Annotated in this window: 26 protein-coding genes, 1 rRNA gene and 1 riboswitch; of the genes, 3 read left to right on the top strand and 24 right to left on the bottom strand. The window is 47.6% G+C overall.

Annotated features, from left to right (window positions below; all coding sequences use genetic code 11):
* Positions 1 to 80: 80 nt before the first annotated feature.
* From ACUYLD_RS17965 to purM, 9 genes are all read right to left on the bottom strand, one after another.
* Positions 81 to 1,163 carry an alkene reductase gene (locus ACUYLD_RS17965; protein ID WP_235307278.1) on the bottom strand — a complete coding sequence of 361 codons (1,083 nt, stop codon included), beginning with the start codon at positions 1,161 to 1,163 and terminating at the stop codon, positions 81 to 83.
* Between the two features lie 49 nt (positions 1,164 to 1,212).
* On the bottom strand, positions 1,213 to 1,998 hold the full coding sequence (locus tag ACUYLD_RS17960) for an SDR family NAD(P)-dependent oxidoreductase (RefSeq protein WP_446675650.1): 786 nt from the start codon (positions 1,996 to 1,998) through the stop codon (positions 1,213 to 1,215).
* On the bottom strand, positions 1,995 to 2,696 hold the full coding sequence (locus tag ACUYLD_RS17955) for an SDR family oxidoreductase (RefSeq protein ID WP_025723270.1): 702 nt from the start codon (positions 2,694 to 2,696) through the stop codon (positions 1,995 to 1,997). The genes ACUYLD_RS17960 and ACUYLD_RS17955 overlap by 4 nt, the downstream gene beginning before the upstream one ends.
* Before the next feature lie 361 nt (positions 2,697 to 3,057).
* Entirely contained in the window at positions 3,058 to 3,633 is a 576-nt protein-coding gene (locus tag ACUYLD_RS17950; protein ID WP_061832074.1) for a TetR/AcrR family transcriptional regulator, read from the bottom strand.
* Between the two features lie 401 nt (positions 3,634 to 4,034).
* Positions 4,035 to 4,496 carry a DinB family protein gene (locus ACUYLD_RS17945; protein WP_061832073.1) on the bottom strand — a complete coding sequence of 154 codons (462 nt, stop codon included), beginning with the start codon at positions 4,494 to 4,496 and terminating at the stop codon, positions 4,035 to 4,037.
* Between the two features lie 216 nt (positions 4,497 to 4,712).
* Complete coding sequence (gene purD, locus ACUYLD_RS17940; RefSeq protein ID WP_061832072.1) at positions 4,713 to 5,978, bottom strand: phosphoribosylamine--glycine ligase; 1,266 nt, start codon at positions 5,976 to 5,978, stop codon at positions 4,713 to 4,715.
* Between the two features lie 71 nt (positions 5,979 to 6,049).
* Positions 6,050 to 7,597, bottom strand: a complete 1,548-nt coding sequence (gene purH, locus ACUYLD_RS17935) for a bifunctional phosphoribosylaminoimidazolecarboxamide formyltransferase/IMP cyclohydrolase (RefSeq protein ID WP_013308804.1) — start codon at positions 7,595 to 7,597, stop codon at positions 6,050 to 6,052.
* A 130-nt stretch (positions 7,598 to 7,727) separates the two neighbouring features.
* Complete coding sequence (gene purN / locus ACUYLD_RS17930) at positions 7,728 to 8,342, bottom strand: phosphoribosylglycinamide formyltransferase (RefSeq protein ID WP_446675649.1); 615 nt, start codon at positions 8,340 to 8,342, stop codon at positions 7,728 to 7,730.
* Positions 8,342 to 9,382, bottom strand: a complete 1,041-nt coding sequence (purM, locus tag ACUYLD_RS17925) for a phosphoribosylformylglycinamidine cyclo-ligase (protein ID WP_068938538.1) — start codon at positions 9,380 to 9,382, stop codon at positions 8,342 to 8,344. The genes purN and purM overlap by 1 nt, the downstream gene beginning before the upstream one ends.
* A 59-nt stretch (positions 9,383 to 9,441) precedes the next feature.
* Here purM and ACUYLD_RS17920 point away from each other — a divergent pair, with 59 nt between their 5' ends.
* Complete coding sequence (locus ACUYLD_RS17920) at positions 9,442 to 9,702, top strand: hypothetical protein (RefSeq protein WP_446675648.1); 261 nt, start codon at positions 9,442 to 9,444, stop codon at positions 9,700 to 9,702.
* 134 nt (positions 9,703 to 9,836) lie between these two features.
* Here ACUYLD_RS17920 and ACUYLD_RS17915 read toward each other — a convergent pair whose 3' ends face one another.
* From ACUYLD_RS17915 to ACUYLD_RS17865, 11 genes are all read right to left on the bottom strand, one after another.
* Positions 9,837 to 10,031, bottom strand: a complete 195-nt coding sequence (locus tag ACUYLD_RS17915) for a hypothetical protein (RefSeq protein ID WP_446675647.1) — start codon at positions 10,029 to 10,031, stop codon at positions 9,837 to 9,839.
* Positions 10,032 to 10,090: 59 nt separating this feature from the next.
* Positions 10,091 to 11,572 (bottom strand): amidophosphoribosyltransferase, encoded by a 1,482-nt coding sequence (gene purF, locus ACUYLD_RS17910; RefSeq protein WP_023987052.1) that lies wholly within the window; start codon positions 11,570 to 11,572, stop codon positions 10,091 to 10,093.
* Positions 11,557 to 13,800: a phosphoribosylformylglycinamidine synthase subunit PurL gene (purL, locus tag ACUYLD_RS17905; RefSeq protein ID WP_254329572.1), complete on the bottom strand. Its 2,244-nt coding sequence runs from the start codon at positions 13,798 to 13,800 to the stop codon at positions 11,557 to 11,559. Before purL ends, purF begins: the two co-directional genes overlap by 16 nt.
* Positions 13,778 to 14,467 carry a phosphoribosylformylglycinamidine synthase subunit PurQ gene (gene purQ / locus ACUYLD_RS17900; RefSeq protein WP_165179506.1) on the bottom strand — a complete coding sequence of 230 codons (690 nt, stop codon included), beginning with the start codon at positions 14,465 to 14,467 and terminating at the stop codon, positions 13,778 to 13,780. Before purQ ends, purL begins: the two co-directional genes overlap by 23 nt.
* Before the next feature lie 4 nt (positions 14,468 to 14,471).
* Positions 14,472 to 14,717, bottom strand: a complete 246-nt coding sequence (gene purS, locus ACUYLD_RS17895) for a phosphoribosylformylglycinamidine synthase subunit PurS (protein WP_013308797.1) — start codon at positions 14,715 to 14,717, stop codon at positions 14,472 to 14,474.
* A 58-nt stretch (positions 14,718 to 14,775) separates the two neighbouring features.
* Positions 14,776 to 15,657, bottom strand: coding sequence for a phosphoribosylaminoimidazolesuccinocarboxamide synthase (locus ACUYLD_RS17890; protein ID WP_446675646.1), 882 nt, complete (start codon positions 15,655 to 15,657; stop codon positions 14,776 to 14,778).
* Positions 15,658 to 16,363: 706 nt separating this feature from the next.
* A complete protein-coding gene (gene purB / locus ACUYLD_RS17885) occupies positions 16,364 to 17,662 on the bottom strand; it encodes an adenylosuccinate lyase (RefSeq protein ID WP_013308794.1) in 1,299 nt (432 codons plus the stop codon).
* Between the two features lie 2 nt (positions 17,663 to 17,664).
* Positions 17,665 to 18,840, bottom strand: coding sequence for a 5-(carboxyamino)imidazole ribonucleotide synthase (purK, locus tag ACUYLD_RS17880; RefSeq protein ID WP_446675645.1), 1,176 nt, complete (start codon positions 18,838 to 18,840; stop codon positions 17,665 to 17,667).
* Positions 18,837 to 19,322, bottom strand: coding sequence for a 5-(carboxyamino)imidazole ribonucleotide mutase (purE, locus tag ACUYLD_RS17875; RefSeq protein WP_013308792.1), 486 nt, complete (start codon positions 19,320 to 19,322; stop codon positions 18,837 to 18,839). The genes purK and purE overlap by 4 nt, the downstream gene beginning before the upstream one ends.
* A 148-nt stretch (positions 19,323 to 19,470) precedes the next feature.
* Positions 19,471 to 19,572, bottom strand: a riboswitch (purine riboswitch).
* A 351-nt stretch (positions 19,573 to 19,923) separates the two neighbouring features.
* Entirely contained in the window at positions 19,924 to 20,358 is a 435-nt protein-coding gene (locus ACUYLD_RS17870) for a universal stress protein (RefSeq protein WP_061832065.1), read from the bottom strand.
* Between the two features lie 148 nt (positions 20,359 to 20,506).
* Positions 20,507 to 20,770, bottom strand: a complete 264-nt coding sequence (locus ACUYLD_RS17865; RefSeq protein WP_025719814.1) for a DUF1294 domain-containing protein — start codon at positions 20,768 to 20,770, stop codon at positions 20,507 to 20,509.
* 194 nt (positions 20,771 to 20,964) lie between these two features.
* Between ACUYLD_RS17865 and ACUYLD_RS17860 the strand changes: the two genes are divergently transcribed.
* Both ACUYLD_RS17860 and ACUYLD_RS17855 read left to right on the top strand, forming a co-directional pair.
* Entirely contained in the window at positions 20,965 to 21,093 is a 129-nt protein-coding gene (locus ACUYLD_RS17860; protein WP_081112528.1) for a DUF4023 family protein, read from the top strand.
* Between the two features lie 351 nt (positions 21,094 to 21,444).
* Entirely contained in the window at positions 21,445 to 22,611 is a 1,167-nt protein-coding gene (locus ACUYLD_RS17855; protein WP_061832066.1) for a type II asparaginase, read from the top strand.
* A gap of 181 nt (positions 22,612 to 22,792) precedes the next feature.
* Here ACUYLD_RS17855 and ACUYLD_RS17850 read toward each other — a convergent pair whose 3' ends face one another.
* The 4 genes from ACUYLD_RS17850 to rrf all read right to left on the bottom strand — a co-directional run.
* Positions 22,793 to 22,930: a hypothetical protein gene (locus tag ACUYLD_RS17850; protein WP_016819760.1), complete on the bottom strand. Its 138-nt coding sequence runs from the start codon at positions 22,928 to 22,930 to the stop codon at positions 22,793 to 22,795.
* Between the two features lie 109 nt (positions 22,931 to 23,039).
* On the bottom strand, positions 23,040 to 25,175 hold the full coding sequence (locus ACUYLD_RS17845; protein WP_061832067.1) for a DNA topoisomerase III: 2,136 nt from the start codon (positions 25,173 to 25,175) through the stop codon (positions 23,040 to 23,042).
* A gap of 129 nt (positions 25,176 to 25,304) precedes the next feature.
* Positions 25,305 to 26,297: a ketoacyl-ACP synthase III gene (locus tag ACUYLD_RS17840; RefSeq protein WP_069012421.1), complete on the bottom strand. Its 993-nt coding sequence runs from the start codon at positions 26,295 to 26,297 to the stop codon at positions 25,305 to 25,307.
* Positions 26,298 to 26,512: 215 nt separating this feature from the next.
* Positions 26,513 to 26,587: ribosomal RNA gene (rrf, locus tag ACUYLD_RS17835) — 5S ribosomal RNA — on the bottom strand; the annotation flags it as partial.

The following is a 26,587-nucleotide window of genomic DNA, read 5'->3' as shown; positions in this document are numbered from 1 at the left end:
AATTCCACATTCGTTCATTGGAAAAATTGATGGCGTACTTTAACTTGTACGCCATCATAAAGCAATATCCATGTTATTCTTTACTGATGTTGAGATTGAAGTTCTTTCATCGTAGGATAATCTGTGTAACCCTCGCTTCCGTTACCAGAGTACAATGTTTTACGATCTGCTTCATTCAAAGGAAAGCCTTCTTTAAGGCGTTCAACTAAGTCCGGATTAGCTAATGACCATACCCCGACTGGCGCCATATCAGCAAGGCCATTATCAATATCTACACTAAGATCTTCTAGAGCCCGTCCAGCTCTATTGACTAATAATGGATTTGGCCAGATGTTGCGAATTTCACGGAGCAGTGTTTCGTTCCCTAAATGCATAACATGGAGGTAAGCTAAATTATATTGAGCTAATTCTTTTACAAGGTGAAGATAAACTTCAAGACTGTGTTCGCCCTCATCAATTCCGTTAAGAGGTGTTCCCGGCGAAATACGGAAGCCTGTTCGTTCTGCTCCAATTTCTTCAACGATTGCCTTCGTTACTTCAATTGCAAAGCGAGCACGGTTCTCTATCGATCCACCGTATTTATCCGATCGTATATTAGAATTCTCCCCAATAAATTGATTAATCAGATAACCATTTGCTCCATGAATTTCAACGCCGTCGGCTCCTGCTTTAATAGCTGCCGCTGCTGCTTTCCGGAAGTCTGCAATTGTCGTCTGGATATTTTCTTCACTTAACTCTCTTGGAACGGGTATTTCCTGCATCCCTTTAGCCGTAAACATTTCTACACCGGGTGCGATCGCAGATGGTGCAACGGGTTGACGATGATGTGGTGTATTGTCGGGGTGCGACACACGACCGACATGCATTAATTGGATAAATATAAATCCACCTTCTTCATGTACCGCATCCGTAACCTTTTTCCAACCTTCAATATGCTTTTCCGTATAGATGCCCGGTGACCTTAAGTAACCTTGACCATCATCAGAAGGTTGTGTGCCTTCAGTAATAATTAAACCCATCGATGCTCTTTGAGCATAATAATGGGAAGTTAGCTCTCCCGGCGTACCATCCTCTTGCGCTCTACTACGTGTCATTGGTGCCATCGCTAACCGATGAGGTAATTCCAGGTTGCCAATTTTCGTTTTGCTCCACAGTTTTTCCATTTTAAAACCCCCTCTTTGAATTGAGTTTATTAACTCCAATGTCTTTCGATTATCGCTCCACTTTAGCCTGTGCGGATCTGACCGCATTTGTCATGAGCTTGCGAGGCAGCAACCGCGGCAAGAACGCCATGAACTTGTTGCGCCCCCCTGTTATGATTAAAGTCTTGCCCCGCAAGAATTCGCGATATCCTATGTCAGCCACCTGCCCAACCTCCATGACGCCGCTTCTAATCAGCTTTGAGGTGGCTAGCCCAGCACGATCGACAAAGCCAGTCGCTGTCGCTCCCGGACAGAGTGCGGACACAGTCACGCCTGTGCCGCGCAGCTCATTTTCCAAAGCCTCAGTGAACGATAGTACGTACGCTTTTGTCGCATAGTAAACTGCCATCAGTGGTCCAGGAAAAAAAGCCACCAACGAAGCCACATTTAGCACGCCCCCTTGCTGCCTTTTGACCATATCCGGTAAGAACACCTTAGTCATTACAGTCAGAGCCTTGATATTAATGTCGATCATATTCATCTCTTGCTCCAACTGTGTCTCCAAGAATTCCCCGTACAAGCCGAAGCCCGCATTATTAACAAGAAAGTCGACGGTGATCCCTTTTTCTTTAAGCTCCCTGTAGATTTCCTCTGCCACGCCAGGTAATGCAACATCTTTGGCGATGTATGTCGTTTGGACACGGTACTTTTTCCGATATTCCCCCGCGAGATCCACGAGCTTGTCCTCGCTGCGTGCGACCAGCACCAAATCGTATCCGTCTTTGGCGAAACGATCCGCCAGCTCTTTTCCAATTCCACCCGACGCTCCGGTAATTAGTACAGTTTTGCTCATCATTTAAGCTGTGGGTAAATAGCAGCTACACCGCCAGCGAGAGCACGCTGGAGTTGACGGCTCGGTTCATCAGCAAGAATTTCAAAGCTATCGGACTCTATTCCATCAATTGCAATTTTTGCAATATCAGCAGGGTTGGACTTCGGAGCTTCAACGCCTGACGTCATGTCTGTATCCATAAAGCCCACATGCAAGCCAGCTACTCTCACATTTTGAGGATACAGATTTAAGCGCAACTCGTTCGTCATTGCCCACGCAGCCGCCTTTGCAGCCGAATAAGCGCCTTCACTCCCGCCACTACTGAACCATGATAATGCGGAAAGGATATTCAGTATGGATCCCCCACCATTATTAATAAGAATAGGTGCGAAATTGCGAATCATGGATAATGTGCCAAAGAAGTGCGTATTAAATTCCAACTGTATTTGATCGAGATCACCGTCAAGCAAAGTAGCTCCTGTAGCCGAGCCTGCATTGTTGATCAGAAGCGTAACATCTTGAGCGGCCATAGCAGCTGCCGCTACCTCTTGAGGGTTCGTAATATCAAGCTTTACAGGAATTGCACCGGGAATGTCAATGGACTGCGGATTTCTTGCTCCGGCATACACCTTAGCCCCTCTGGATAGAAGTTCAAGGGCAAGATGGCGACCAAAACCTCGGTTCGCGCCAGTGACAAATGCAACTTGTTGAGAAATATTCATTTTCATGTGCTCCTTTTATTGTATTTTGTTTGTGAAATTGTTTTCTTGAAGCTATTTGGTCTGCGTTTTGATACGTAGTAATTACGGTAAGCGAGTTTTACTCGATACTTGTTTTCTAACGAGAACGGTCATTCTTAAAATCGTTAAAAAAAATGCTGAGTGCCTTACTCTGTTGTTTTTATGTGTTGTGTTGTTTGTTGTTTTAACTGCGCTGATAAACTTCATTGTAAACTATGCTTTAGAGCTTCTTTCGGCGTTTTTAGAATGTTCATTCTAAATTAGGCGTAAGATAACTCGATCTGAAAGAGCTGGATTAACAGAAGGGATACTTCACATCTGAACTGACTAACAATTACCCTTATTATTCCAGGATCTTCATCGAAATATGAGTAATACGGTGAAGCTTTTCTCTGGAAGCCGAGGTTCTTGCCATTACCCTTAACCCAATCCATACATTATGCAGGTATTCCGCCAATTCCTCAGCATTGTATGTGGAGGTGAATTCACCGTCACGTTGTCCCCAAAGAATAATCTCCCTGAGCAATTGCTCTGCTGTCGTGAATGCTTTCGTGGACTTGTTATCCACCTCGACGTCACGCGCCGCCAATTCTACGGCCGAATTCACCATTAAGCAGCCGGCTGGCGAGTCCTCATCCCCGTCGATCATAAAACCAAAAATAAACTGTAATGCCTCCGATGCGGTCTTGGATCCTTTAACCCCTCCTGCAAGCGCGGCGCTGATTTTGTCGTCAAACCGATCCATCGCTTTCAGGAACAGATTATGCTTATCTCCAAAAGTATCATACAAGCTTCTTCGATGAATACCCATATGCTCAACCAACTCGGTCATGGACGTTTTCTCGTACCCCTGCTCCCAAAAGAGCCGCATCGCCTTATCCAAGACTTCTTTCTCTTCAAACTCCTTGCTTCTCGCCATTCCAATCTCCCTCCCTCAATTAATATAACATATTGAGAACGATCAGTAAAGAATCGTTATACTCTTTTTGAATGACATAATATTTCCATCGAGTTGGTTATCCTACAATTCTACATATTGTAACTCCCCTGCCCGTTAGCTTAAACAAGTACCGGCAGTCTAATGTAGTGCTTATGAAAAGTAAATAAGCCCATAACCGTATTTGGAAGCAAATTAATTTTCCAATTTATAAGGGTATGGGCTCTCTTTGATCCTAAATAAGGCAGTGTAGGTTCTTATCACTTATAAAATATCATCGTCTGCTAATATACATTAGCATATTGTTCTTATATGGTAAAAGCAATTTGTTGAGCTATCATACCGTCGTTCAATGTCAATCCCATTCCGAGTAATGGTGATTATTAGGCTCTGAGCCTCGCGAACGTGATGTAATCGATTTGGACAGGCTCTGCCGATTCGATCCGAAGCGCCCGGTTGATCTGTCCCCGGTGATATTGCCCATGTAAGAGGACCTGCGACAGGATGTCCCGGACGGACGTTCGGAACGGAACCCCGCTCTGGTTCGCATAGTCGATCATCTCGTCCAACTCGGATTCCTCGAGCCCTTCGATATAGACGCGATATTGCTCGGCGTTTTCTTCGAACATCGTCCGGATCGCCGTCAGGTCTTCTGCTTCCTCCCACAATGAATATTGCGCGCTGCCCTTGCCCTGCAATCGGGACAGCCAGACTCGTTCCGCGACCGCGACGTGCCGAACCAGCTTCAGAAGGTCCTTGTTCTTCGTCTCACTCTCCTCGAGCGCGTCCAAGATGCGTCCGTCCGCCCAGTACAGGTGGTCCATCATGCACTTGATCGTCTTCATTTCGGTTTCCCCCTCTTCGTCTCATCGATTACTTGAACCTACTATTAACCGTTAGTTTAATCATTTGAATGAACTAAAACAACCTTTTTAGGGGGAATTCCTTGTTGCTGTAATCTAAGCACTAAGAAAACGCTTTATTTTCTCAGTCTACAACTTTATTTCCTTTGAACAAAAAGAGAACCTCCACAGAGGTTCTCTTTATCCTTTATATCGCTGCTACAGCAATGCTTTTGCCGCAATGTCCGTACGGTTTTGTTTACCTTCAAAGGTAATACGATCCGCCTGTTCGTAAGCTTTGTTCCGTGCCCCGGCAATATCACGTCCCAAGCCGACCACACCTAATACACGTCCGCCGTTCGTTACCCACTCACCCTGTTCGTTGATGCCCGTTCCAGCATGGAACACGATAGCTTCGTCTACCTGTTCCAATCCGTGGATAGGTACACCTTTGGCGTAAGCTCCAGGATAACCTCCAGATGCCAGCACCACACATACCGCCGCTTCATCCTTCCACTCGATCTCCACCTGATCCAGCGTGCCATTTACAGCAGCAAGAAAAATATCGAGCAGATCGGATTTTAAACGAGGCAGAACCACTTGAGTTTCCGGATCACCGAAACGTGCATTAAACTCAATGGTCTTTGGCTTGCCGTCCGGCGAAATCATCAATCCGGCAAATAATACACCTCGGAACGGGCGCCCTTCAGCAACCATGGCCTTGGCCGTCGGCTTAATAATCGTCTCAATAGCTTCCTCAATAATAGAATTGGCTATGTGAGGCAACGGAGAATACGTACCCATGCCACCTGTATTCGGCCCTTTGTCACCATCAAAAATGGGCTTGTGGTCTTGGGCCGCGGCCATCGGACGAACCGTTTCACCGTCGACAAAGGAGAGAATCGACATTTCCTGACCAGCCAGAAACTCCTCGATCACGACCTGTGCCCCGGCTTCACCAAACACCTTGGTCACCATAATGTCGGAGAGAGCCTTTTCCGCTTCCTCCATCGAGTAAGCGACCGTTACCCCTTTGCCTGCCGCGAGTCCGTCTGCCTTAATGACAACCGGAATCGGTTGTTCCTTCAAGTATGCATGTGCTTCTTCATAAGTATAAAACTTGCGATAGGTTGCTGTCGGAATATGATATTTGTGCAGTAAATCCTTCATGAAGATTTTACTGCCTTCAATTTCCGCTGCATTTTTACGCGGTCCGAATACTGGAATGCCTTTCGCTTCAAAAGCATCCACAATGCCATCTGCCAGTGGATCATCGGGACCAACCACGACAAGTCCTACCTTTTTGGATTCCGCCAGCTCTGTCAGCGCGTCAAAGTCACTCACCGGAATCGGCACGCACTCCGCTAACTGTCCGATACCAGCATTGCCTGGTGCACAATAGATTTGCCCGGCCTTGGGGCTTTTCTTCAGCGCCCACACAATTGCATGTTCGCGGCCGCCCCCTCCGATAACCAAAATATCCATTCAGGTGTTTCCTCCCGCTCCCATTAAGATTGTTCAGGTGAAAATGCTGCTGCATCCTCAACTCATACAAGTTAGTGCTTGAAATGACGTACGCCTGTAAAGACCATGGCAATGCCGTATTCGTTAGCAACTTTGATGGACTCTTCGTCTTTAATGGAGCCACCCGGTTGAATAACTGCTGTGATGCCTGCTTTAGCTGCCAACTCCAACGTATCGCCCATCGGGAAAAATGCATCGGATGCCAGTACGGCACCTTTTGCTTTGTCACCGGCCTGCTCGATAGCAATCTTGGCCGCACCGACACGGTTCATTTGTCCTGCGCCTACGCCAATGGTCATATTATCTGCCGCCAGTACGATGGCGTTGGATTTCACATGCTTAACCACTTTCCAGCTAAACAAAAGCTGTTTCAGTTCTTCCTCGGATGGTGCCCGCTCCGTTACAACTGTAAGTGCATCCGAATCTACAGCGTGAATGTCATTTTGCTGAACTACCATACCGCCTTCAATGGAAGTCACGACGAAACGGCTCTCTGCCTGTTCAGACCGGGAAAGCTCACCCAGATCAAGCAAACGAATATTTTTCTTTTTCGTTAAAATCTCCAATGCTTCTTTCGTAAAGCCCGGTGCCAGTACAATTTCCAAAAAGATCTCACTCAGCTTATTCGCTGTATCACCATCAATAATCCGGTTAGCCGCTACGATGCCACCGAAAATCGAGGTTGGATCAGCTGCATACGCCTTGCTGTACGCTTCATAAATACTTCCGCCAATTCCCACACCACAAGGATTCATATGCTTAACTGCTACTACGGTAGGTTCGCTGAATTCTTTGACGATTTGCAAAGCGGCATTAGCATCATTGATGTTATTGTAAGACAGCTCTTTGCCGTGAAGTTGTTTCGCTGTTGTCAGTGTACCCTTTGCCGCCAATGGCTCACGGTAAAATGCCGCCTGCTGATGTGGATTTTCGCCATAACGCAAATCCTGAATTTTTTCATAGGTTACAGTGTAACGCTCAGGCAACGGCTCGCCTGTCACATTCGACAAATAATCGGATATCAAAGCGTCGTATGACGCCGTATGACGGAAAACTTTTGCAGCCAAACGCTTACGGGTATTCAGCTCCGTATCGCCATCCTTACGTATTTCCTCCAACACTGTGCTATAGTCATCAGCATCGACTACTACACTGACAAAAGCATGATTTTTTGCCGCAGAACGAAGCATCGTTGGACCGCCGATGTCGATATTTTCAATCGCGTCCTCATAAGTTACACCGGGTTTGGCGATCGTTTCCGCAAAAGGATACAGATTCACAACGACCAGATCAATATAACCCAATCCAAGTTCTTTCATCTGACGCTGATGCTCTTCATTATCCCGAACAGCCAGCAAGCCGCTGTGTACCGCAGGGTGGAGTGTTTTAACACGTCCATCCATAATTTCAGGAAAACCCGTTACCTCTGAAATGCCGATGACGGGAATGCCCTCCTTCGACAACAAGCTGCTCGTTCCCCCTGTCGAAACGATCTCCACACCCAATTTGGACAACTCGCGGCAAAATTCCACGATCCCCCGCTTATCCGATACGCTGACGAGCGCTCTTTTAATACTCACCCTGTCTCCTCCTTTAGCTCTTTCAGAATTTTGCAAAATTCTCTTTTATCATTTTATTTCCCGAGAAATATCGGAAAATGCCTGTACAACATCCTTGATATGACAATGATATGACAAATTACAATCATTCTTAGAGAAGTGAAATCACTTTGCGACCATTTAATTGGATTTTACCTTGGGCCAATTTGCCAACTACCTCTGGATATAGCTGACGTTCCACGGATTGAATGGCTGCGGATAAGGATTCCGCTGTATCATGGTCGTCAACTTCCACGACACGCTGGGCAATAATGGCTCCCGTGTCCATGCCCCCGTCCACAAAATGAACGGTGACGCCACTTACCTTGACCCCATAGGTCAATGCCTGTCCAACAGCATCTTTCCCTGGAAATGCCGGAAGTAGTGACGGATGAATATTAATAATTTTTCCTGCGTAGGCATCGACCATGACGCTGGATAGCAAACGCATGTAGCCAGCTAACACGATGAGATCAATCGATTTCTGCTCCAGTAAAGCCACCAATTCACGCTCATAGTCTTCTCGAGAAGGATATTCCTTGGGTCGAAAAGTATGGCACGCAATTCCAGCTTTCTGGGCTCTAGCTACGGCAGGAGCCGCAGGCTTGTCACAGATGAGCAATTCTACCGAGGCGCCGCCCAGTTCTCCTCGCGCAGACGCATCCACCAATGACTGAAAATTCGTCCCTTCGCCTGATGCAAAAACAGCAATCCGGTACTCGTTCATTACACCTCTGCTCCCGTAAAGGTCACGATAGAACTGCCTTCCGTTACTTTTCCGATCACATATGCGGCTTCGCCCTGTTCCTTCAGAACTTCCAGTGCAGTCTGTGCATGCTCTTCGCCTACAACGATTACCATCCCAATTCCCATATTAAAGGTTGTGAACATGTCTTTGTTGGAGATTGCGCCTTTTTCCTGCATGAGCTGGAAGATTGGCAAAATCGGCCAAGTGCCGTATTCTATATCCACATTGACGTGATCCGGTAACACTCTAGGGATATTTTCAATAAAACCGCCACCTGTGATATGCGCCATACCTTTTACTTTTACCTTGTCCAGTAATGCCAAAACGGATTTCACGTAAATTTTCGTCGGCTCCAGCAGTACATCGCCCAGTTTGCCGTTCAAGCCTTCGATTTCTTCATGCAAATCATAGCCCTGCTGTTCCAATAACAGCTTGCGAACCAGTGAGAAGCCATTACTGTGTACTCCGCTGGAGGCCAGTCCGATCACTGTATCTCCGGGAGCAATGGAGCTACCGTTGATAATTTTGCTTTTATCTACAATCCCTACCGTGAATCCGGCAATATCATATTCACCCTCGCTATACATCCCTGGCATTTCTGCGGTTTCACCGCCGACCAGCGCACAGCCCGATTGGTGACAGCCCTCGGCAATACCGGCTACAATCGCTTCAATTTTCTCAGGCACAACCTTGTCACAGGCGAGGTAATCGAGAAAAAAGAGTGGCTCCGCGCCTCCGACGACAATGTCGTTTACACACATCGCAACCGCGTCAATACCAATGGTGTCATGACGATCCATTGCGAAAGCAAGCTTCAGCTTCGTGCCGACACCATCGGTACCGGAAACGAGTACAGGCTCCTCGTACTTATCCTTATTCAGGCCGAACAACGCACCGAATCCGCCCAAGTCCGTCAGCACTTCGGGACGGAAGGTACGTTTAACGTGCTTTTTCATCCGTTCTACTGCTTCATTACCGGCAGCGATATCTACCCCTGCGTTTTTGTATGCTTCGGACATTCATGAACACTCCTTCAAATGATTGACCCTCCTAAGTCCTCCCTAATAGGGAGGATTCCATGGGGCTGCTCCCCCTGGACCCCTCAAGAATCGGTCAGATGTGTAGGTTGGGTGCTGCTTGGTGGTTGGTTCGTGCTGTGAGTCGCGTGTTGTCCTTTGTGAATTGCGGGCTATTCCCGCAATTCACAAGGACACGCTTTGGTGCGTGGCCGCCTTCACGGCGGCGGGCACGTCCCGGACTGTTTGCTTCGCAAAGGCGGGGACGTGCCGGGCAAAGAAGTGAACGGCGCCTACGAGCAGCTCACTTCTTTGCCCTTTGAGGCAGGCGGCTTCGCCTTGCCTGCTGTTGAGCTTCGCTGGCTCAACCTTATAAGAGCAGGGTGACTTTTTATGAGTCACCGCTCCGTTAAAAACTCATGGCATGAAATAGTTATGCCATGAGTTTTTAACGACCTTACCTATCCTCTTCCCGGTGGGAACCAAAGAGGTACAGGCACTGCTGCAAAATGCTGCACATCTGAGGAACGGAGCGGGTGGAAGGATTCTGGAGAAGCGAAGCGTTCGCCTTTGCCGCTGGATTCCAACCCTCTAAGGGGTTATTCCAATCCGGGAATCCAGCGGCAACAGCGATCGGAAGAACCTTCCACACGCGGAGTGCCCCCTCAGAACCACCATCACTTGCTCATGCACCTCTTTTGTTCCCTTTTCTCAACAACTACATCCGAACTTTTCTTCACCTTTGAAATCTACCTGAGTCGGGTAATCATTATCGAAACAGGCTAGGCACAAGCCGCCTTTGTAATCCTGTTCGTTATATCCACCTACAGCGGCAATCAAACCTTCGGCGCTCATAAAGTAAAGCGAATCGGCGTTAATTTCCTCACGAATTTCCTCGACGGTTTTGGACGAAGCGATCAGTTCTCGGCGATCCGGTGTGTCGATGCCATAGAAGCACGGGTTTTTGAAAGGCGGTGAGGTAATACGTACATGTACCTCCAGTGCCCCTGCATCCCGCAACATATTCACGATTCGGCGGGATGTAGTGCCCCGGACAATAGAATCGTCGATCATAATGACTCGTTTACCTTCAACAACACGTCGTACAGCGCTCAGCTTCATTTTCACACCCTGCTCGCGTAGCTCCTGACTCGGCTGAATGAAGGTACGTCCAGTGTATTTATTTTTAATCATACCCAGCTCATAAGGAATACCTGTCTGCTCAGCATAACCAATCGCAGCCGAAATACTGGAATCTGGCACTCCTGTCACCAGATCCGCATCGACAAAAGCTTCCAGCGCCATCTGGCTACCCATTCTTTTGCGCGCAGCATGAAGATTGGAACCATTCAAATCACTGTCAGGACGGGCAAAATAAATATATTCCATCGCGCACAGTGCTTTACGATGCTTACCTTCACTGTAACGGTCTTCGTGAAGACCATTTTTGTCCAATACCAACAGTTCACCCGGCTCGATATCGCGCAATAGCTCTGCTCCAATCGTTTCCAAAGCACAGGTTTCAGAAGCAAACAAATATGCATCACCTAATCTGCCCATCGTCAACGGACGCAAGCCATTGGGATCAGAGGCGACCAGCAATTTATCGTTGGTCATAATAAGAAAGGCAAATCCGCCGACAATACGCTTCAATGCATCTTTCGCGGCCTCCACTAAATCCTTGGATGATCGTGCAATCAAATGCGCCACTACTTCTGTATCACTGGTCGTTTGAAAAATAGACCCGCCCTGCTCCAGCTCATGCCGGATTTGCAAAGCATTCACGATATTCCCGTTCGTAGCTACCGCTAGGTCGCCATCACGATACTTGAACACCAAAGGCTGTGCATTCGTTAGCTTACTGTCTCCACTTGTCGAGTAGCGCACATGTCCTATAGCAATATCGCCTGTCAGCGAAGCCATCAAATCTTTATTGAATACTTCTTTTACAAGCCCCATTCCACGATGATAATGGAACTCGTCGCCACTGCTCACACAGATGCCTGCACTTTCCTCCCCGCGATGCTGGAGTGCATGCAATCCGTAATATGCTAGGGAAGCGGCATCGGAGTGCCTATACACTCCAAACACGCCGCATTCCTCTTTTAATTTATCAAACAGCCCCTCTTTACCAGAGCCTTCATTATAATAATCTCCAGTCCACAACGTCCGTGCTGTTATTTCATCAGACATGGAATGACATCCTCCCAGATTTGCTTCAAACTGGCGACTGCCTCGTTCAAAGCAGGTTGTCCGTTCACCTCAACTGTCAATTGTGATCCTTCAACTTTTCCTAATACAGTAACTGGCACTTCCAAACTACGCAGATGTGCTTCAAGAGCAGACGCTTTATCCGGCGATGCAGATAATAAAATACGGGATTGGCTTTCGCTAAACAAAGCATGGTCAGGACGCAAAGTCGTTTCTACGTTAACCTGTGCTCCCAATCCGCTGCTAATCCCAGATTCCGCAAGCGCTACAGCCAATCCGCCCTCTGCCAAATCATGCGCAGATTGTACCAATCCGCCCTGAATCGCTCCCAGTACCGCAGTCAGCAGTTTTTTCTCTACGTTCAAATCCAGCTCAGGAGGGCGTCCCTCGGATACACCGTGTACGACAGCTTGGAACTCACTGCCTCCCAGCTCAGCCTTCGTTTCCCCTACCAGAAAAATCACATCGCCTTCGGCTTTGAAGCCTTGTGTCGTAATATGATCTGTATCATGTACCAAACCTACCATACCGACAACAGGCGTCGGATAGATGGAGCCTTTAGCATTTTCATTGTACAAGCTGACATTGCCCCCGATGACAGGTGTATCCAGTACACGGCAAGCTTCTGCCATACCGTCCACGGCTTTTTCCATTTGCCAGAAAATATCTGGCTTTTCAGGGTTACCGAAGTTCAGGTTATCCGTAATTGCCAACGGCTCGCCGCCGGAGCATACAATGTTACGCGCTGCTTCGCTAACTGCAATCCGTCCGCCTACCTCTGGATCAAGGTATACATAACGTCCGTTACAATCTGTCGTCATGGCGAGTCCCTTACGAGTTCCGCGCACAGTCACAACAGCTGCATCCGATCCCGGACGAACGGCTGTACTCGTGCGTACCATGTAGTCATACTGCTCGTATACCCATTTCTTACTGGCTACACTTGGTGATGACAGCACCTTTTTCAACGCACCGTTCAAATCCGTCACTTCTGCATAACGAAGTGTGTCAATAGCAGCATTTTGCTCATAATAAGCAGGGACTTCGGAAGGCTTGTCATAAATCGGACACTCGTCAACCAGCGCCGTCACTGGCATATCTCCGACCACTTCATTGTGATGGAACAAACGCAAACGACCGTCATCCGTCACTTTACCGACCTTTGCACAAATAACACCCCAGCGCTCGAAAATTTCCAGTGCCTGTGCTTCATCCTTAGGCTCTACTACGAACAGCATCCGTTCCTGTGATTCAGACAGCATCATTTCATAAGGTGTCATGCCTTCTTCACGCTGCGGTACCTGATCCAGATACAGCTCCAGACCGTTGCCAGCCTTACTCGCCATCTCCGCGCTGGAGCAGGTAAGTCCCGCGGCACCCATATCCTGGATACCCAGCACAATACCGCTGTCGATCAATTCCAGACATGATTCCATAACCAGCTTCTCCATAAAAGGATCGCCTACTTGAACCGCAGTCCGGTTCGCTTCAGATTCCTCTGTCAGCTCAACCGATGCGAATGTCGCTCCGTGAATCCCATCACGACCTGTCGGCGGTCCCACGTAGAACACCGGGTTACCGACCCCTTTAGCCACACCACGCTGGATTTTATCATGGTCAATCAGTCCGACACACATTGCATTGACGAGCGGATTGCCTTCGTAGCTTTCATCAAATACAACCTCGCCGCCTACAGTCGGAATACCGATACAGTTCCCGTATCCCGCAATACCAGATACCACATGCTCGAACAAATATTTCACACGGTCGCTCTCCAGCTTGCCAAAACGCAGAGAGTTCAACACCGCAACTGGTCTTGCACCCATGGAGAAAATATCACGGATGATACCGCCTACCCCAGTCGCTGCCCCTTGAAAAGGCTCCACAGCCGACGGATGGTTATGGCTTTCGATTTTAAATACAACCGCTTGATTGTCACCGATATCTACAATGCCTGCGCCTTCGCCGGGTCCCATCAGAACTCGCGGACCGCTCGTTGGAAAACGACGCAGCAGCGGCTTGGAGTTTTTGTAAGCACAATGCTCTGACCACATGACACTGAACACGCCTATCTCCGTATAATTGGGCTGACGTCCCATGAATTCACAGATCAACGCATATTCACTGTCCGATACACCCATCTGCTGATACAGTTTATGTTCGGCAACCTGCTCTGCCGTCGGTTCCTTAGCGGACACTTGCTGCGCCATGTCGATCCCTCCAAGCGTTCAAAATAGATGTAAACATACGTTTGCCATCATCCGTCCCGAGCAATGCGTCCACCGCGCGTTCCGGGTGGGGCATCATGCCCAGCACATTACCTTGCTCATTACAAATCCCTGCAATATCCGTCACGGAACCATTAGGATTATCTTTATACTTAAATACAATTTGATTGTTCGCCTGCAAACGAGCCAGCGTCTCATCATCACAGTAATAGTTGCCTTCACCGTGGGCGATCGGAATAATGATCTCTTCACCAGCAGCATAGTCTCTTGTAAAAGGTGTTTGGTTATTCGCAACCTGCAACACCGTATCCCGGCATAGGAATTTCATCGACAGATTACGGCGTAAAGCCCCTGGCAACAACCCGGCTTCGGTCAGAATTTGAAATCCGTTGCAAATCCCTAAAATATATTTGCCCTCGGCAGCCGCTTTGGCAACTTCCTTCATCACCGGAGCAAACCGGGAAATCGCCCCGCAACGCAGGTAATCCCCGTAGGAGAAGCCTCCTGGAACAAGAATACAATCATAAGGCGACAGATCCGTCGCAGTATGCCAAACATAATCGACAGGTTCACCGACCGTGTCCTCTACCGCCTTATAGCAGTCAATATCACAGTTGGAGCCCGGAAAAACCAGAACTGCAAATTTCATGGAATCAGCCCTCCAGTTCGTAGCGGTAGTCTTCAATGACCGTGTTGGCCAACAGCTTTTCACACATCTCAATGATGCGCTTTTCAGCACTCTCGCGGTCTGTTGTATCCAGATTCAATTCCATATACTTACCAATTCTGACGCTGTCCACTTCTCCGAAACCCATAGAATGTAGTGCGCCTTGCACCGCAACCCCCTGCGGGTCCAAAACGCTTTGCTTAATCGTGACATAGACTGTTGCTTTCATCATGTTCCTTCAGTTCCTCCTCCGAATGAGTGAATCCTATTGGTTGAATTATGATTACTATTTACTGTGCCGTCAGACGCCGCCAAATATCCGTATATCTTGCAGTTGTTTCTTCTACGACCTCAGCAGGCAATGGATCGGGCTTGCTATTCTTGTCCCAACCGGATGATGCCAAATAGCTTCGTACCGGCTCCTTGTCCATGCTGTCAATCTCAACATCCAGCTCATACTTTTCCTGCGCCCAAAAACGGGATGAATCTGGAGTGAAAATTTCGTCAATCAAAATCACCTTACCGTTAACAAGACCAAACTCAAACTTGCAATCGGCTAAAATAATCCCCCGCTTCTCGCAGAAAGCACGTGCAAATTCGTACAACCCCAAGCTCTTTTCCTCAAGCTCACCTGTTAGTTCAACCCCGACCAGTTCTTTCATTTGGTGAAGGGAAATGTCCTCGTCGTGTCCAACATCATTTTTTGCAGCCGGTGTAAATAATGGCTTGGGAAAGCGCTCGTTTTTACGCAGCCCCTCTGGCAATGGAATGCCGTTCACCTCACCGTTCTGCTCATACTGACGCCAGCCGCCTCCGGTAATATATCCGCGCACCACACACTCAATGTCGATGCGTTCAGCCTTCAGCGTGACCATGATCCGGTCCTTCAGCAACTCTTTATTCTGTTCGTCGATCACATGCCCGAGCTTGTTCACATCAGTGTGCACGACATGGTTTTCCAACAAGTCTTTCGTCTGCTCAAACCAGAAAGCGCTGAGCTTATTCAGCACATTCCCCTTTTCGGGCACGGGTGGCTCTAACACATAATCAAAAGCCGAAATTCGGTCTGTCACCACAATCAGAAAATGCTCTCCGAGATCATACAGTTCACGCACCTTACCTTTATACAAGAGCGGCGCATGGATCAGACCTTCGGCAGTAGACAATGACATTTCATTACACCTCTTTCAAAAGAGTATTCCCCCTCCTAAATCCTCCCCTCGGGGAGGACCCCCAGGGCTGCTGCCCTCGGGACTCCCGCAAGGGTTGGCTTGGTGAGCGGGATGGGGGCGTTTATTATGTGGCTAGAGTGATGTGAGCGCGTTTTGCTGGATGAAGGCTTGTTCGCACAAGCTTTCATCAAGCAACGCTTTTACGTTGGTACAAAACAACGTTTTTACGCGCATGTCGCCACAATACCATTCGGCCCGTGGCCGTAGCACGGCATGCCGTGCAGCGAGCATTGGGCTTCGCCCTGTTGTGCGCATGTGCTACGCTGCGCACGGATACGGTGGCTCAAGGCTTCGCTTCTTGAGCCTGCGCGTTCTCGGGAGGGCAGCGGGCTGTTTGCTGCGCAAATTCGGCAGCCCTCACGAGAACGTGGCCTGCGATAGAAAGCAGTGGAACACGCTTTTCCATCGCCTTTGGGGAGGTGCGGCATCTTATGTGCCGCACCTTCCCTAGTTCTGCTCCCACACGAGGGTTGGTGCTGGGTGCAGCGGAGCGGACGGAATCGTTCTGGAGAAGCGTCAGCGCTTGCCTTTGCCTCTGGATTCCAACCAATATCTGGTCTTATACAATCATAGGAATCCAGGGGCAACAGCAATCGGAAGAATGATCCGTTCGCGCAGCGGCCTCACCACGCAGCAACCTTCCCTCCTACTCCCCTAATCCCAGCTTTTTGAAGATCGTATCCACGTTCTTCAGATGCCAGGCTGGGTTGAACGCATCCTCGATTTCGTCTGCGCTGAGCACGGCCGTAATTTCCGGAGTTGCCTCGACGATTTCGCGGAATTGGCGTTGCTCTTCCCACGCCTGCATAGCACGCGGCTGCACGGTATCGTAGGCTTTTTCACGACTAAAGCCTTTGTCGATCAGCTTCGTCATAATACGGCCGGAGAATGGTACACCATACGTACGTGCCATATTGCGCTTCATATTTTCAGGGAAGACCGTCAGATTTTTTACGATATTGCCAAAACGGTTCAGCATGTAGTTCAACAGCATGGTTGCATCCGGCAGGATAATACGTTCTACGGAAGAATGCGAAATGTCGCGTTCATGCCACAGGGTTACGTTCTCATACGCAGATACCATATGCCCACGAATCACGCGTGCCAGGCCAGAGATGTTTTCACTGCCAATCGGATTGCGTTTATGCGGCATCGCTGAAGAACCTTTTTGACCTTTGGCAAAAGCTTCTTCCACCTCACGGAACTCACTCTTTTGCAGAGCACGAACTTCTGTAGCAAATTTATCCAACGATGTGGCGATCAACGCTAATGTTGCCATGTATTCGGCATGACGGTCGCGCTGAAGCGTCTGTGTAGAAATGGGTGCAGGCTTGGTGCCCAGCTTGCGGCATACAAATTCTTCTACAGCCGGATCAATGTTGGCATATGTCCCAACTGCACCGGACATTTTACCGTATTGTACTTGGTCAGCCGCAAAACGAAAGCGTTCCAGATTGCGCTTCATTTCCTCGTACCACAATCCCATCTTCAGTCCAAACGTTGTTGGCTCAGCATGTACTCCGTGTGTACGTCCCATCATCGGTGTATGCTTGTAAGCCAATGCCTTTTCCTTCAAAATTTCAATAAAATTCAAGATATCGCGCTCCAGGATTTCATTCGCCTGCTTTAACAGGTAGCCCAGTGCCGTATCAACTACATCTGTGGAGGTCAGACCGTAATGTACCCATTTGCGCTCGTCTCCAAGACTTTCGGATACCGTGCGGGTAAATGCAATGACATCATGTCTTGTCTCCTGCTCAATTTCATAGATCCGTTCAATATCAAAACTTGCATTCTTACGCAGAGCAACAGTATCCTCTTTTGGGATAACCCCTAATTCCGCCCATGCTTCACAGGCACACAGCTCTACTTCCAGCCACGCTTTAAATTTATTTTCTTCCGTCCAAATCGCTCTCATTTCCGGTCTGCTATAGCGTTCGATCATGACTAATTATTCCCCCAAATATTGGTTTGTTCAATCCATTCCAGCGCTTGTTCCGCATCCTCGCACAATAGATTAATATGTCCCATCTTTCGGCCTGGCTTGGCTTCACTTTTTCCATACAAATGCAGCTTGGGTACAACATCCAATCTTTCAGCTTCAACATCCGCTTGCGCAAACCGCCGAACCACATCCTCCAAATGCTCACCTAGCACATTGACCATCACGACGGAAGTCAGCAGCTTCGTGCTGCCCAAGGGTAAACCGCAAATCGCACGTATGTGCTGCTCGAATTGCGACGTCGCGCACCCCTCCATCGTGTAATGACCGGAGTTATGCGGTCGTGGTGCTAACTCATTAACGTACAATTGTCCGTCTTCGGTGACAAACATCTCCACAGCGAGCAGTCCCACCGCACCCAGCGACTCTGCCACAGCCAGCGCCAACTTGCGTGCTTCCTCCTGGACAGGCTCTGGCACACGTGCAGGCACAATTGACGTGTGCAAAATATTGTTCACGTGAATGTTTTCGGCAGGTGGAAAGGCTTTGGCTTCACCGTTCGTGCTGCGAGCTACAATCACCGAGATTTCGCAGCGAAAACGAATGAACTGTTCCAATACCAGTTCCGCACCGCCTCCTGCCAGTTGTTCGTAGGCAACCGTGGCTTGCTCCGGTTGGCGAATGACCACTTGTCCCTTGCCATCATAACCACCGACTGCTGTCTTAAGCACACACGGTACACCCAGTTCAGCTACCGCTTGCACCATATCCGCAGAACTACTGATTTCACGATACGGAGCGACAGGGACACCAGCAGCTTCAATAGAACGCTTTTCTCTCAGACGATGCTGTGTTGTGTACAAAAGACTACTACCTTGCGGTACGCTGGATTCCTGTTCCAAAAGCGCAGCCACACCTGCGTCCACATTTTCAAACTCATACGTGATCACATCGCACCGCTCAGCCAGCTCTCTGGCCGCATGCTCATCATCATAGGCAGCACGGATTTGTTCTGACACCTGTCCACAAGGGCTATCCGGTGCAGGGTCCAGTGTCACAAAGCGATATCCTAGATTGGTTCCGGCCAGTACAAGCATTCTTCCTAATTGCCCGCCTCCTAAAAGTCCAATCGTTGTACCAGGAGGTCGGATACGGCCTGCGGATTCACATGCCCCATTCATAGCGAGTCACTGCCTTCCAGCACCTCATCACGAATACGGTCGCGTCTCGCCAAAACCCGCTGGCTTATCTTTTCGTCAAAAGCGCCTAATATTTGTGCTGCCAGCAGCCCTGCATTTGTAGCGCCTGCCTTACCAATTGCCACAGTGGCAACCGGAATACCACCCGGCATCTGCACAATGGAGAGCAGGGAGTCCAGACCGTTCAGAGCCTTCGACTGAACAGGCACACCAATGACCGGCAATGCTGTCTTCGCAGCCACCATTCCTGGCAGATGCGCAGCCCCACCCGCTCCAGCAATAATGACCTTTAGTCCACGCCCAGCGGCCTCTTCTGCAAAACGAAACATTAAATCCGGTGTACGATGGGCTGAAACTACTTTTTTCTCATATCCGATTTCAAGCTCGTCCAGCACAGCACATGCATGCTGCATGGTGTCCCAGTCTGATGTGCTGCCCATAATGACAGCGACCTGCACTGACATGTCCTTCACTCCCTGTTTATCAATAAGCGCCAAAAATCCGGCACTCGAAAATAACGTTATTTTCAAGACACCGGACTACGAAAAAACAAACGACAGAGCTTCTTAAAGGCATGCCAAAAGCAAGCCTCTTCCACCGCATCCAATGCGGCTTCAGCCGTATGTCTCCCGTAGTCCGGAAATTTAAGGTTTCCAGGTAGAAACTTCCGGGCCATATCCCCGGCATTATACGAGTTAGCATTGTGCCTATTCCATCCCAATCGATATTCTTTACAAGTATGATCGTGGTTTGTTTCGGCTCAAACATGTGTACCTTATTAAATTGCACCTTAAGTTCATTTTTTATCGAAAATACACTTCCTAGTTTAACAATTCCCTACACCTTATGTCAACTTGAAAACGAACATTAGAATAATCATACAATAGAATGTTCGTGTTTAGTGAAATCAGTACCCTTATATACCCACAGGTCAGGACTATTGTATTATATTTAGCTATCGCTCCCCTCCCCTGATAACAGCGAGCGCAACGCATCCCACTGAAAAAAAATAAAAGTCGGCACTCCCTATACAGGCAGTAAACCGACTTTTACTTTTTTATTCAGTTATTTTACGACCAGCACAGGAATGCGCGCATGCTGCACCACATTGTGACTTACGCTACCCAATACAAATTCACGGATACCACCTAAACCTCGGCTGCCGATCACAATCGCATCGAAGCCATTCTCATTGGCATAATCCAAAATGACTTCGGCTGGAGAACCTTGAATCAGTTCCACCTTGGCATCTACACCCTGCTCAGCAAGTCGTTTTTTAACTTCATCCGTAGTTTGTTCGGCCAAATCGTAATATTCTTTATTTATTGAAGCCGGAATTGGAGCCAAACCTTCGCCCATAAAGATCCGAGGAAAATCGAATGCCGTTACCACCTCAAGCTTCGAGGACGGTGATGCCTTGACCAATTCAGCCGCCTTTAACAAAGCCTTGTTGGATGCATCCGAACCGTCATAAGCAAGCAATACTTTTGAAAATATCATAATATGCACCTCTTCCTCATTCAGTTTATTGATTCAAAGCCTGAAATATGTATTCCTGTTGTTGTTCATTCCATGACATCACTGGATGGCTGGAATAGTCTTCTCACTCATCATTAAACTTCCCTATGAGAACCTAAACTCCTCCCCTTTACCGTAAAAAATACCCATACAGCAATGCGTTCATGAATAGCAACGCAGGAATACCTAGTCTGAAGCTCATATGCCGTGTTTTATGGCGTTTACGGTACATGGCAATTAGAACGCCTAATGCTCCCCCGATCAGGGCCAGGAAAAACAACGTCCGCTCAGGTACACGATCACGATGTTTACGCGCTCTCTTTTTATCCTCCGACATTACCAGATAGCCTACTGCATTGATAAACAGCAGCCATACCAACAAGCCTGTCTGCAATGTCTCTCCTCCTTTTGCACACCGTACCAAGTTCAGGTATTAGGCCTTATATAGCGCTCTCCCCCTCATTATAACCCCACCCCTTTTACAGAAACAACGCCTCTTCTGACTTGGATAGCGCTTTTGCGGAAATAGTAAGGTGGCATAAGGGCGATCCCCGAGTGCATCTATTTCGTCTTAAAGGAGGAACTGCGATGGAAAGCACCCATGAATACGTTGAAAAGCTGCGAGAAAATGCAAAAAAGGCAGAACGCAACCGTAAACGAGGAAAAGGAACTCCCAGCGCCAGCTTGCCGACAAAACAGCATTCCAACAATCCTTGATCAACGAATCTGCATTAAGCTGTATAGCCGCGTTATTAACCTAAAGTATCAACTTAACCCTGCAGCCTTTTATGCGAATTGATTACGGGGTAAACTCTATTGTTTAGCTTCCACAATAACAGCAAGCAGACTCCTTATGAGATATCTGCTTGTTGTTTTGTTTTGCAAATGTCTTTTTTGAAATCGATTACATTTATAATAAATAAGTTCTAAAGTCATATTTCCTAACATAAGTGTTGACTAAAAGTAATTTTACACCCTATAATTCGTGATATTAACGTAATTCGACAAAATATTTGTCAGTTAATCTATCATTTATATTTGAGGTTTAAGATTGGAGAGGAGCTTTATATGACTAACATGAAAAAAATGACGATGATTCCCCTGTTGGCTAGCTTTATTCTCGGTAGTACCTTATGGAGTGGTGGATTTACCGCCAACGCTGCGGCTGCGGCAGCAGCTACAACCAGCACAACTGCACCTGCTTCTACCACTACAACGTCGGACAAATCCGAAAATCCTCAAACCAATCATTTACCCAATATTAAAATACTTGCCACAGGAGGGACCATCGCAGGATCATCTTCCGTCAATACGGATACAACCGGCTACAAAGCAGGCGCGTTGGGTGTGGAAACTCTGATCAATGCCGTTCCTGAGATGAAAAGTATTGCAAATGTCAGTGGTGAGCAAGTTGTTAATGTAGGTAGCCCCGACGTTAATAATGAGATCCTCTTAAAACTTGCCAAACGCACCAATGAACTGCTTGTCAGAGACGATGTAGATGGCATTGTCATTACACATGGTACAGATACATTAGAAGAAACAGCTTATTTCCTCAATCTTGTTATCAAAAGCGATAAGCCAGTAGTTGTCGTTGGCTCTATGCGTCCAGCTACTGCCATCAGTGCTGATGGTCCCTTCAACCTTTATAATGCAGTGAAAGTCGCTGGGGCTTCGGCCTCTAAAGGTCAGGGTATACTCGTCCTGTTGAACGACCGTATCGGTGCAGCAAGATACATCACCAAAACGAACACAACAGCAGTCGATACGTTCAAGTCTGTGGAGCAGGGATACCTTGGAGCTGTTGTGGGCGATCAAGTGTACTACTACAACAAATCCACACACAAGCATACGACTTCTTCTGTATTCGACATCTCTAACCTGACTCAACTGCCACAAGTAGATATTTTATACGAATATCAAAACAATGGTCGCTATCTGTATGATGCAGCCGTAGCAGCTGGTGCCAAGGGTATTGTCGTAGCTGGTTCCGGTAATGGCTCCTTGTCCAAGACCTCCTCAGAAGGCGCAGAGGCCGCTGGTAAAAAAGGAGTGATCATTGCCCGCTCCAGCCGCGTGGGAAGTGGAGTGGTGTCCCCGTCAACAAAAGACGCGGCATCGAACTTTGTATCGACCGATTCGCTTAATCCGCAAAAAGCACGGATTTTGCTCATGCTTGCTTTGACCCAAACACACGATGTTAACCAAATTCAATCTTTTTTTAATGAATACTAAAAGTAGTTATCTCAAATCAAATAAATCAACATTCTATTATGAAAAAGAAGCAGCGATTACGGTTAACCACCGTAACTGCTGCTTCTTTTTTTTGCGAGACAGGTCTAGCATAGTAACTACTTCATCTGACGATCAATCGTCTTGGTTCTATACAGTAATTCGTTGTCCCTCCCACGCAGCATCAAGACTGCTGTTTGGGAATCCCATTCAAGCTTGGAGGATATTTCGCTTGCTTCTCTGGATGAGCTGCAATTTCCTCCTCCAGTATGCTTGATTTATTTTGCTGATTATTGATTTTAAGCGGTTTATGTTTGGGCATAAATACTCACCTCCTCGGCTTACCATGCCAAGGAGTGATCGTTTTTATACCGACGTATACCTGCTGATTATGTGACTGTAGCACTTTTGGTCATCCGTTATTTGCCCTGCTATTTGCCCTGCTTTTGTTCCATCGCTGCTTTAAGCAAATCACCCAAACTGGAGCCAAAAGATTCCTGCTTTTCAAATTGTCTTACTAGCTTTTGCTGTTCCCGTTTGTTTACCCGCTGCTTGTCCTTATCCAACGTCTCGGTAATGCCACAGGGCAGGCATCTTACATACAATCCTGCTTTGCCCTCTTTCATTTCCATTTTCTTATGACACTGCGGGCAACGTCGATTGGACAAACGTTTTTCCCCTGAACGACGGTAACCGCAATCCGCACTTGGACATACAAGGAACTTGCCTTTCTTGCCCTTCTTCTCCAATAGCTTTGTACCACAATCTGGGCAATGACTATTCGTCACATTATGGGGCTTGTACTCCGCACTGCTATTTTTCACAGTGGAAACCAGCTCTTTCGCCATAGCACGAATAGAATTCAAAAACGGTTCCGGTTGTCCTTGACCACGAGCAATCCGTTCCAGCTCCGCTTCCCAACGTGCCGTCAATTCGGGCGTTCGAAGCTGTGGAGCCGCCAGTTCAATCAATTGCTTACCTTTCCCGGTTGGATGCATCACGTTCCCCTGACGCTCAATCGTATCCGAGCTGACAAGCTTCTCAATCAGATCTGCACGGGTAGCAGGAGTACCCAGTCCATGCTTTTCCATCTGAGCGAGCAGGGCTGCTTCTGTATACCGCTTCGGCGGCATCGTTCGCCCAGCTCGTACAAGGCAACGCTGTAACCGGACGGAATCTCCTTTTTGCAGCTCAGGTAAAATAACGCCTCGTCCATTGTTTTCCCGATCCTCTGCTTCTTCATCATCCATATCATAATGGTTCGCGTCATATACAGCACGCCATCCGCTATCTTTTACCGTTGTGCCTTTTACCTGAAACGTCTCCTGCTCCACCGTTATTGATACGGCTACAGCATCATAACGTGCAGGTGGATAGAATAGACTGATAAAACGTCGTGCAATCAGATCATACAGCTTCCGTTCCTCAGGGCTCAACTGATTAAGCAATAATGTCTGCTCAGTAGGAATAATCGCATGATGATCCGTGACTTTACTGTCATCCACAATTCGCTTTGTGATTGGTAAGTTGTTACGCAATAGCGGACGTGCCAAGGAAGCATACGGACCTACTGCTACACTACTGAGCCTTTCCTTAAGTGTATCCACCATATCGGATGTCAAATAACGGCTGTCTGTACGTGGATACGTCACCAGCTTATGCTGCTCATACAGACGCTGAAGCAGATTAGAAGTCTGTTTAGCCGAAAAGCCATAGCGCTGGTTAGCATCTCTTTGTAGCTCCGTTAAATCATACGCCAGCGGGTGAGGCTCGTTCTTTTCGCTCTTTTTAACACTCGCAACTGTCCCTTTGGCCCCCTCAAGTCTTCGGCGCAAAGCCTCTGCTTGAGTGCGGTCAAACATGCGTGAATCCCCGCTTTCTGCCCGCCAAGTTGCCTGAAAATCGCCAAAATCCGCCGTCAGAGTATCATATTCCTGAGAACGGAACTCGGTAATTTCCTTCTCACGCTCCATAATCATCCCCAGCGTTGGTGTCTGCACTCTTCCAGCCGAAAGTTGGGCGTTATAACGACAAGTCAACGCGCGAGTTACATTGAGACCAATCATCCAGTCTGCTTCAGCTCTACAGCGAGCCGATTCATATAAACGATCAAACTGCTGACCAGGCAATAGCTTTGCGAAACCTGCCTTAATCGCCTTGTCCGTCTGCGAGGAGATCCATAAGCGCCGGAAGGGCTTTTTCCAGTTTGCCATTTGGATGATCCAGCGTGCCAACAATTCTCCTTCGCGGGCAGCATCGGTTGCCACGATAAGCTCTCCAATGTCCTGCCGCTTCATGAGCTGCTGCACAGCTTTGAACTGATGATTACTTTCGCGCAGCACCTTTAACTTTGAACTCTTCGGAAGAATAGGCAGGTCCTCCAAATTCCAGGTCGCATACTTAGAATCGTAATCCTCTGGCTCTGCTAAGCCGACCAAATGTCCCAGTGCCCACGTCACCACGTACTGGGGTCCTTCTATATAACTTTTATGCTTCTCGCGGCTACCCATCACACGTGCAATCTCTCTGGCCACGGACGGTTTTTCTGCCAATACCAGTACCTTCATGTTACGCTCCTTTCTCTCATAGTGTTAATTATACCATCCTGCCAACTTACGATAAATTCTAATGCCAACGGCTCTTATTAACATGATCGTACATACTAGTGCTATTGCTTCTACATGGGTTAGGATAACTTACAAATCAGGCACACTCCATTTTAATAGCAGACCCGCATAGGTGAGGCCTCCCCCAAATCCATATAACAACACATGTTGTCCATACCGTAAACGTCCATCATCCAAACCACACTGCAAAGCCAACGGGATGGATGCCGCCGATGTATTACCATACAATTCTACGCTTGTCAGCGTTTTTTCCAAAGGTACTGTACTTCTTTCACATATGGACTCGATCATTCTCAAATTAGCGCTATGAGGTACAAACCAATCAAGATCCTCCTTCTTCATATTTGCCTTATCCAATAATCGTTCGATTCCCGTTGGAACAGAGCGAACAGCCCATTTATAAACCTCTCGTCCATTTTGAGCAATAAATCCATGGTCTTGCAGCTTCTCTCCATCCAAATGATCAGATAATCCCACACGGTAAAGATGTGCTCCCCCTTGCCCATAGGTACCTATATCTGAAGTTAAAAATGATCCTTCATCCTCGTCATATTCTACAAGTGCAACCCCTGCACCATCTCCAAAAAGTATGCACGTCGTCCGATCCGTATAATCTGTAATTTTGGACAACGTTTCGGCTCCCACTACCAGCACCTTACGATGCAGACCACTCGTAATAAGGCCATTTGCCAAATGAAGTCCATAGGAAAAACCTGCACATGCTGCACTAACATCTATTGACCCTGTGTTTGGAATATCAAAATGAGCCTGAATACGTGAAGCCGTGCTTGGAAAATAGTAATCAGGTGTGCTCGTCGCTACAATGATCATCTCAACATCGTTTATATTTACGTCATACAGGTTAATCATACGAGTAATAGCTTGTATACATAAATCAGATACATATTGATCTTCAGCCGCAATGCGTCTTTCATGCATACCCGTTCTCTGTACAATCCACTCGTTACTCGTATCCACAAGCTTCTCCAAGTCAGCGTTCGTCAAAATCCGTTCAGGTACATAAGTGCCAAAGGCCGTAAGCTTAGCTTTTGAATTCAACAATCTGATCACTCTCCTTTGTAATCCTTATTCACATTATAACACCAGATACTAATACCTGGTACTAAATTATTTTAAAACCGTCTTCTTATTTATTAGTTAATATCCACTTATCCAGTTGAACTTATAACAAACTCACTTTAAATAAAATCCCACTGTCTTTTAACGCAAAAAGAGAGACCAAGATCTTCAGAAGATCATGGTCTCTCTTGCTTGTTGCTTGGCGACGTCCTACTCTCCCAGGACCCTGCGGTCCAAGTACCATCGGCGCTGGAGGGCTTAACGGTCGTGTT

It is taken from the genome of Paenibacillus sp. SER-28 (assembly GCF_052906305.1).
Note: the sequence above shows the minus strand (reverse complement) of the source record. Positions and strands in the feature narration are given on the sequence as shown.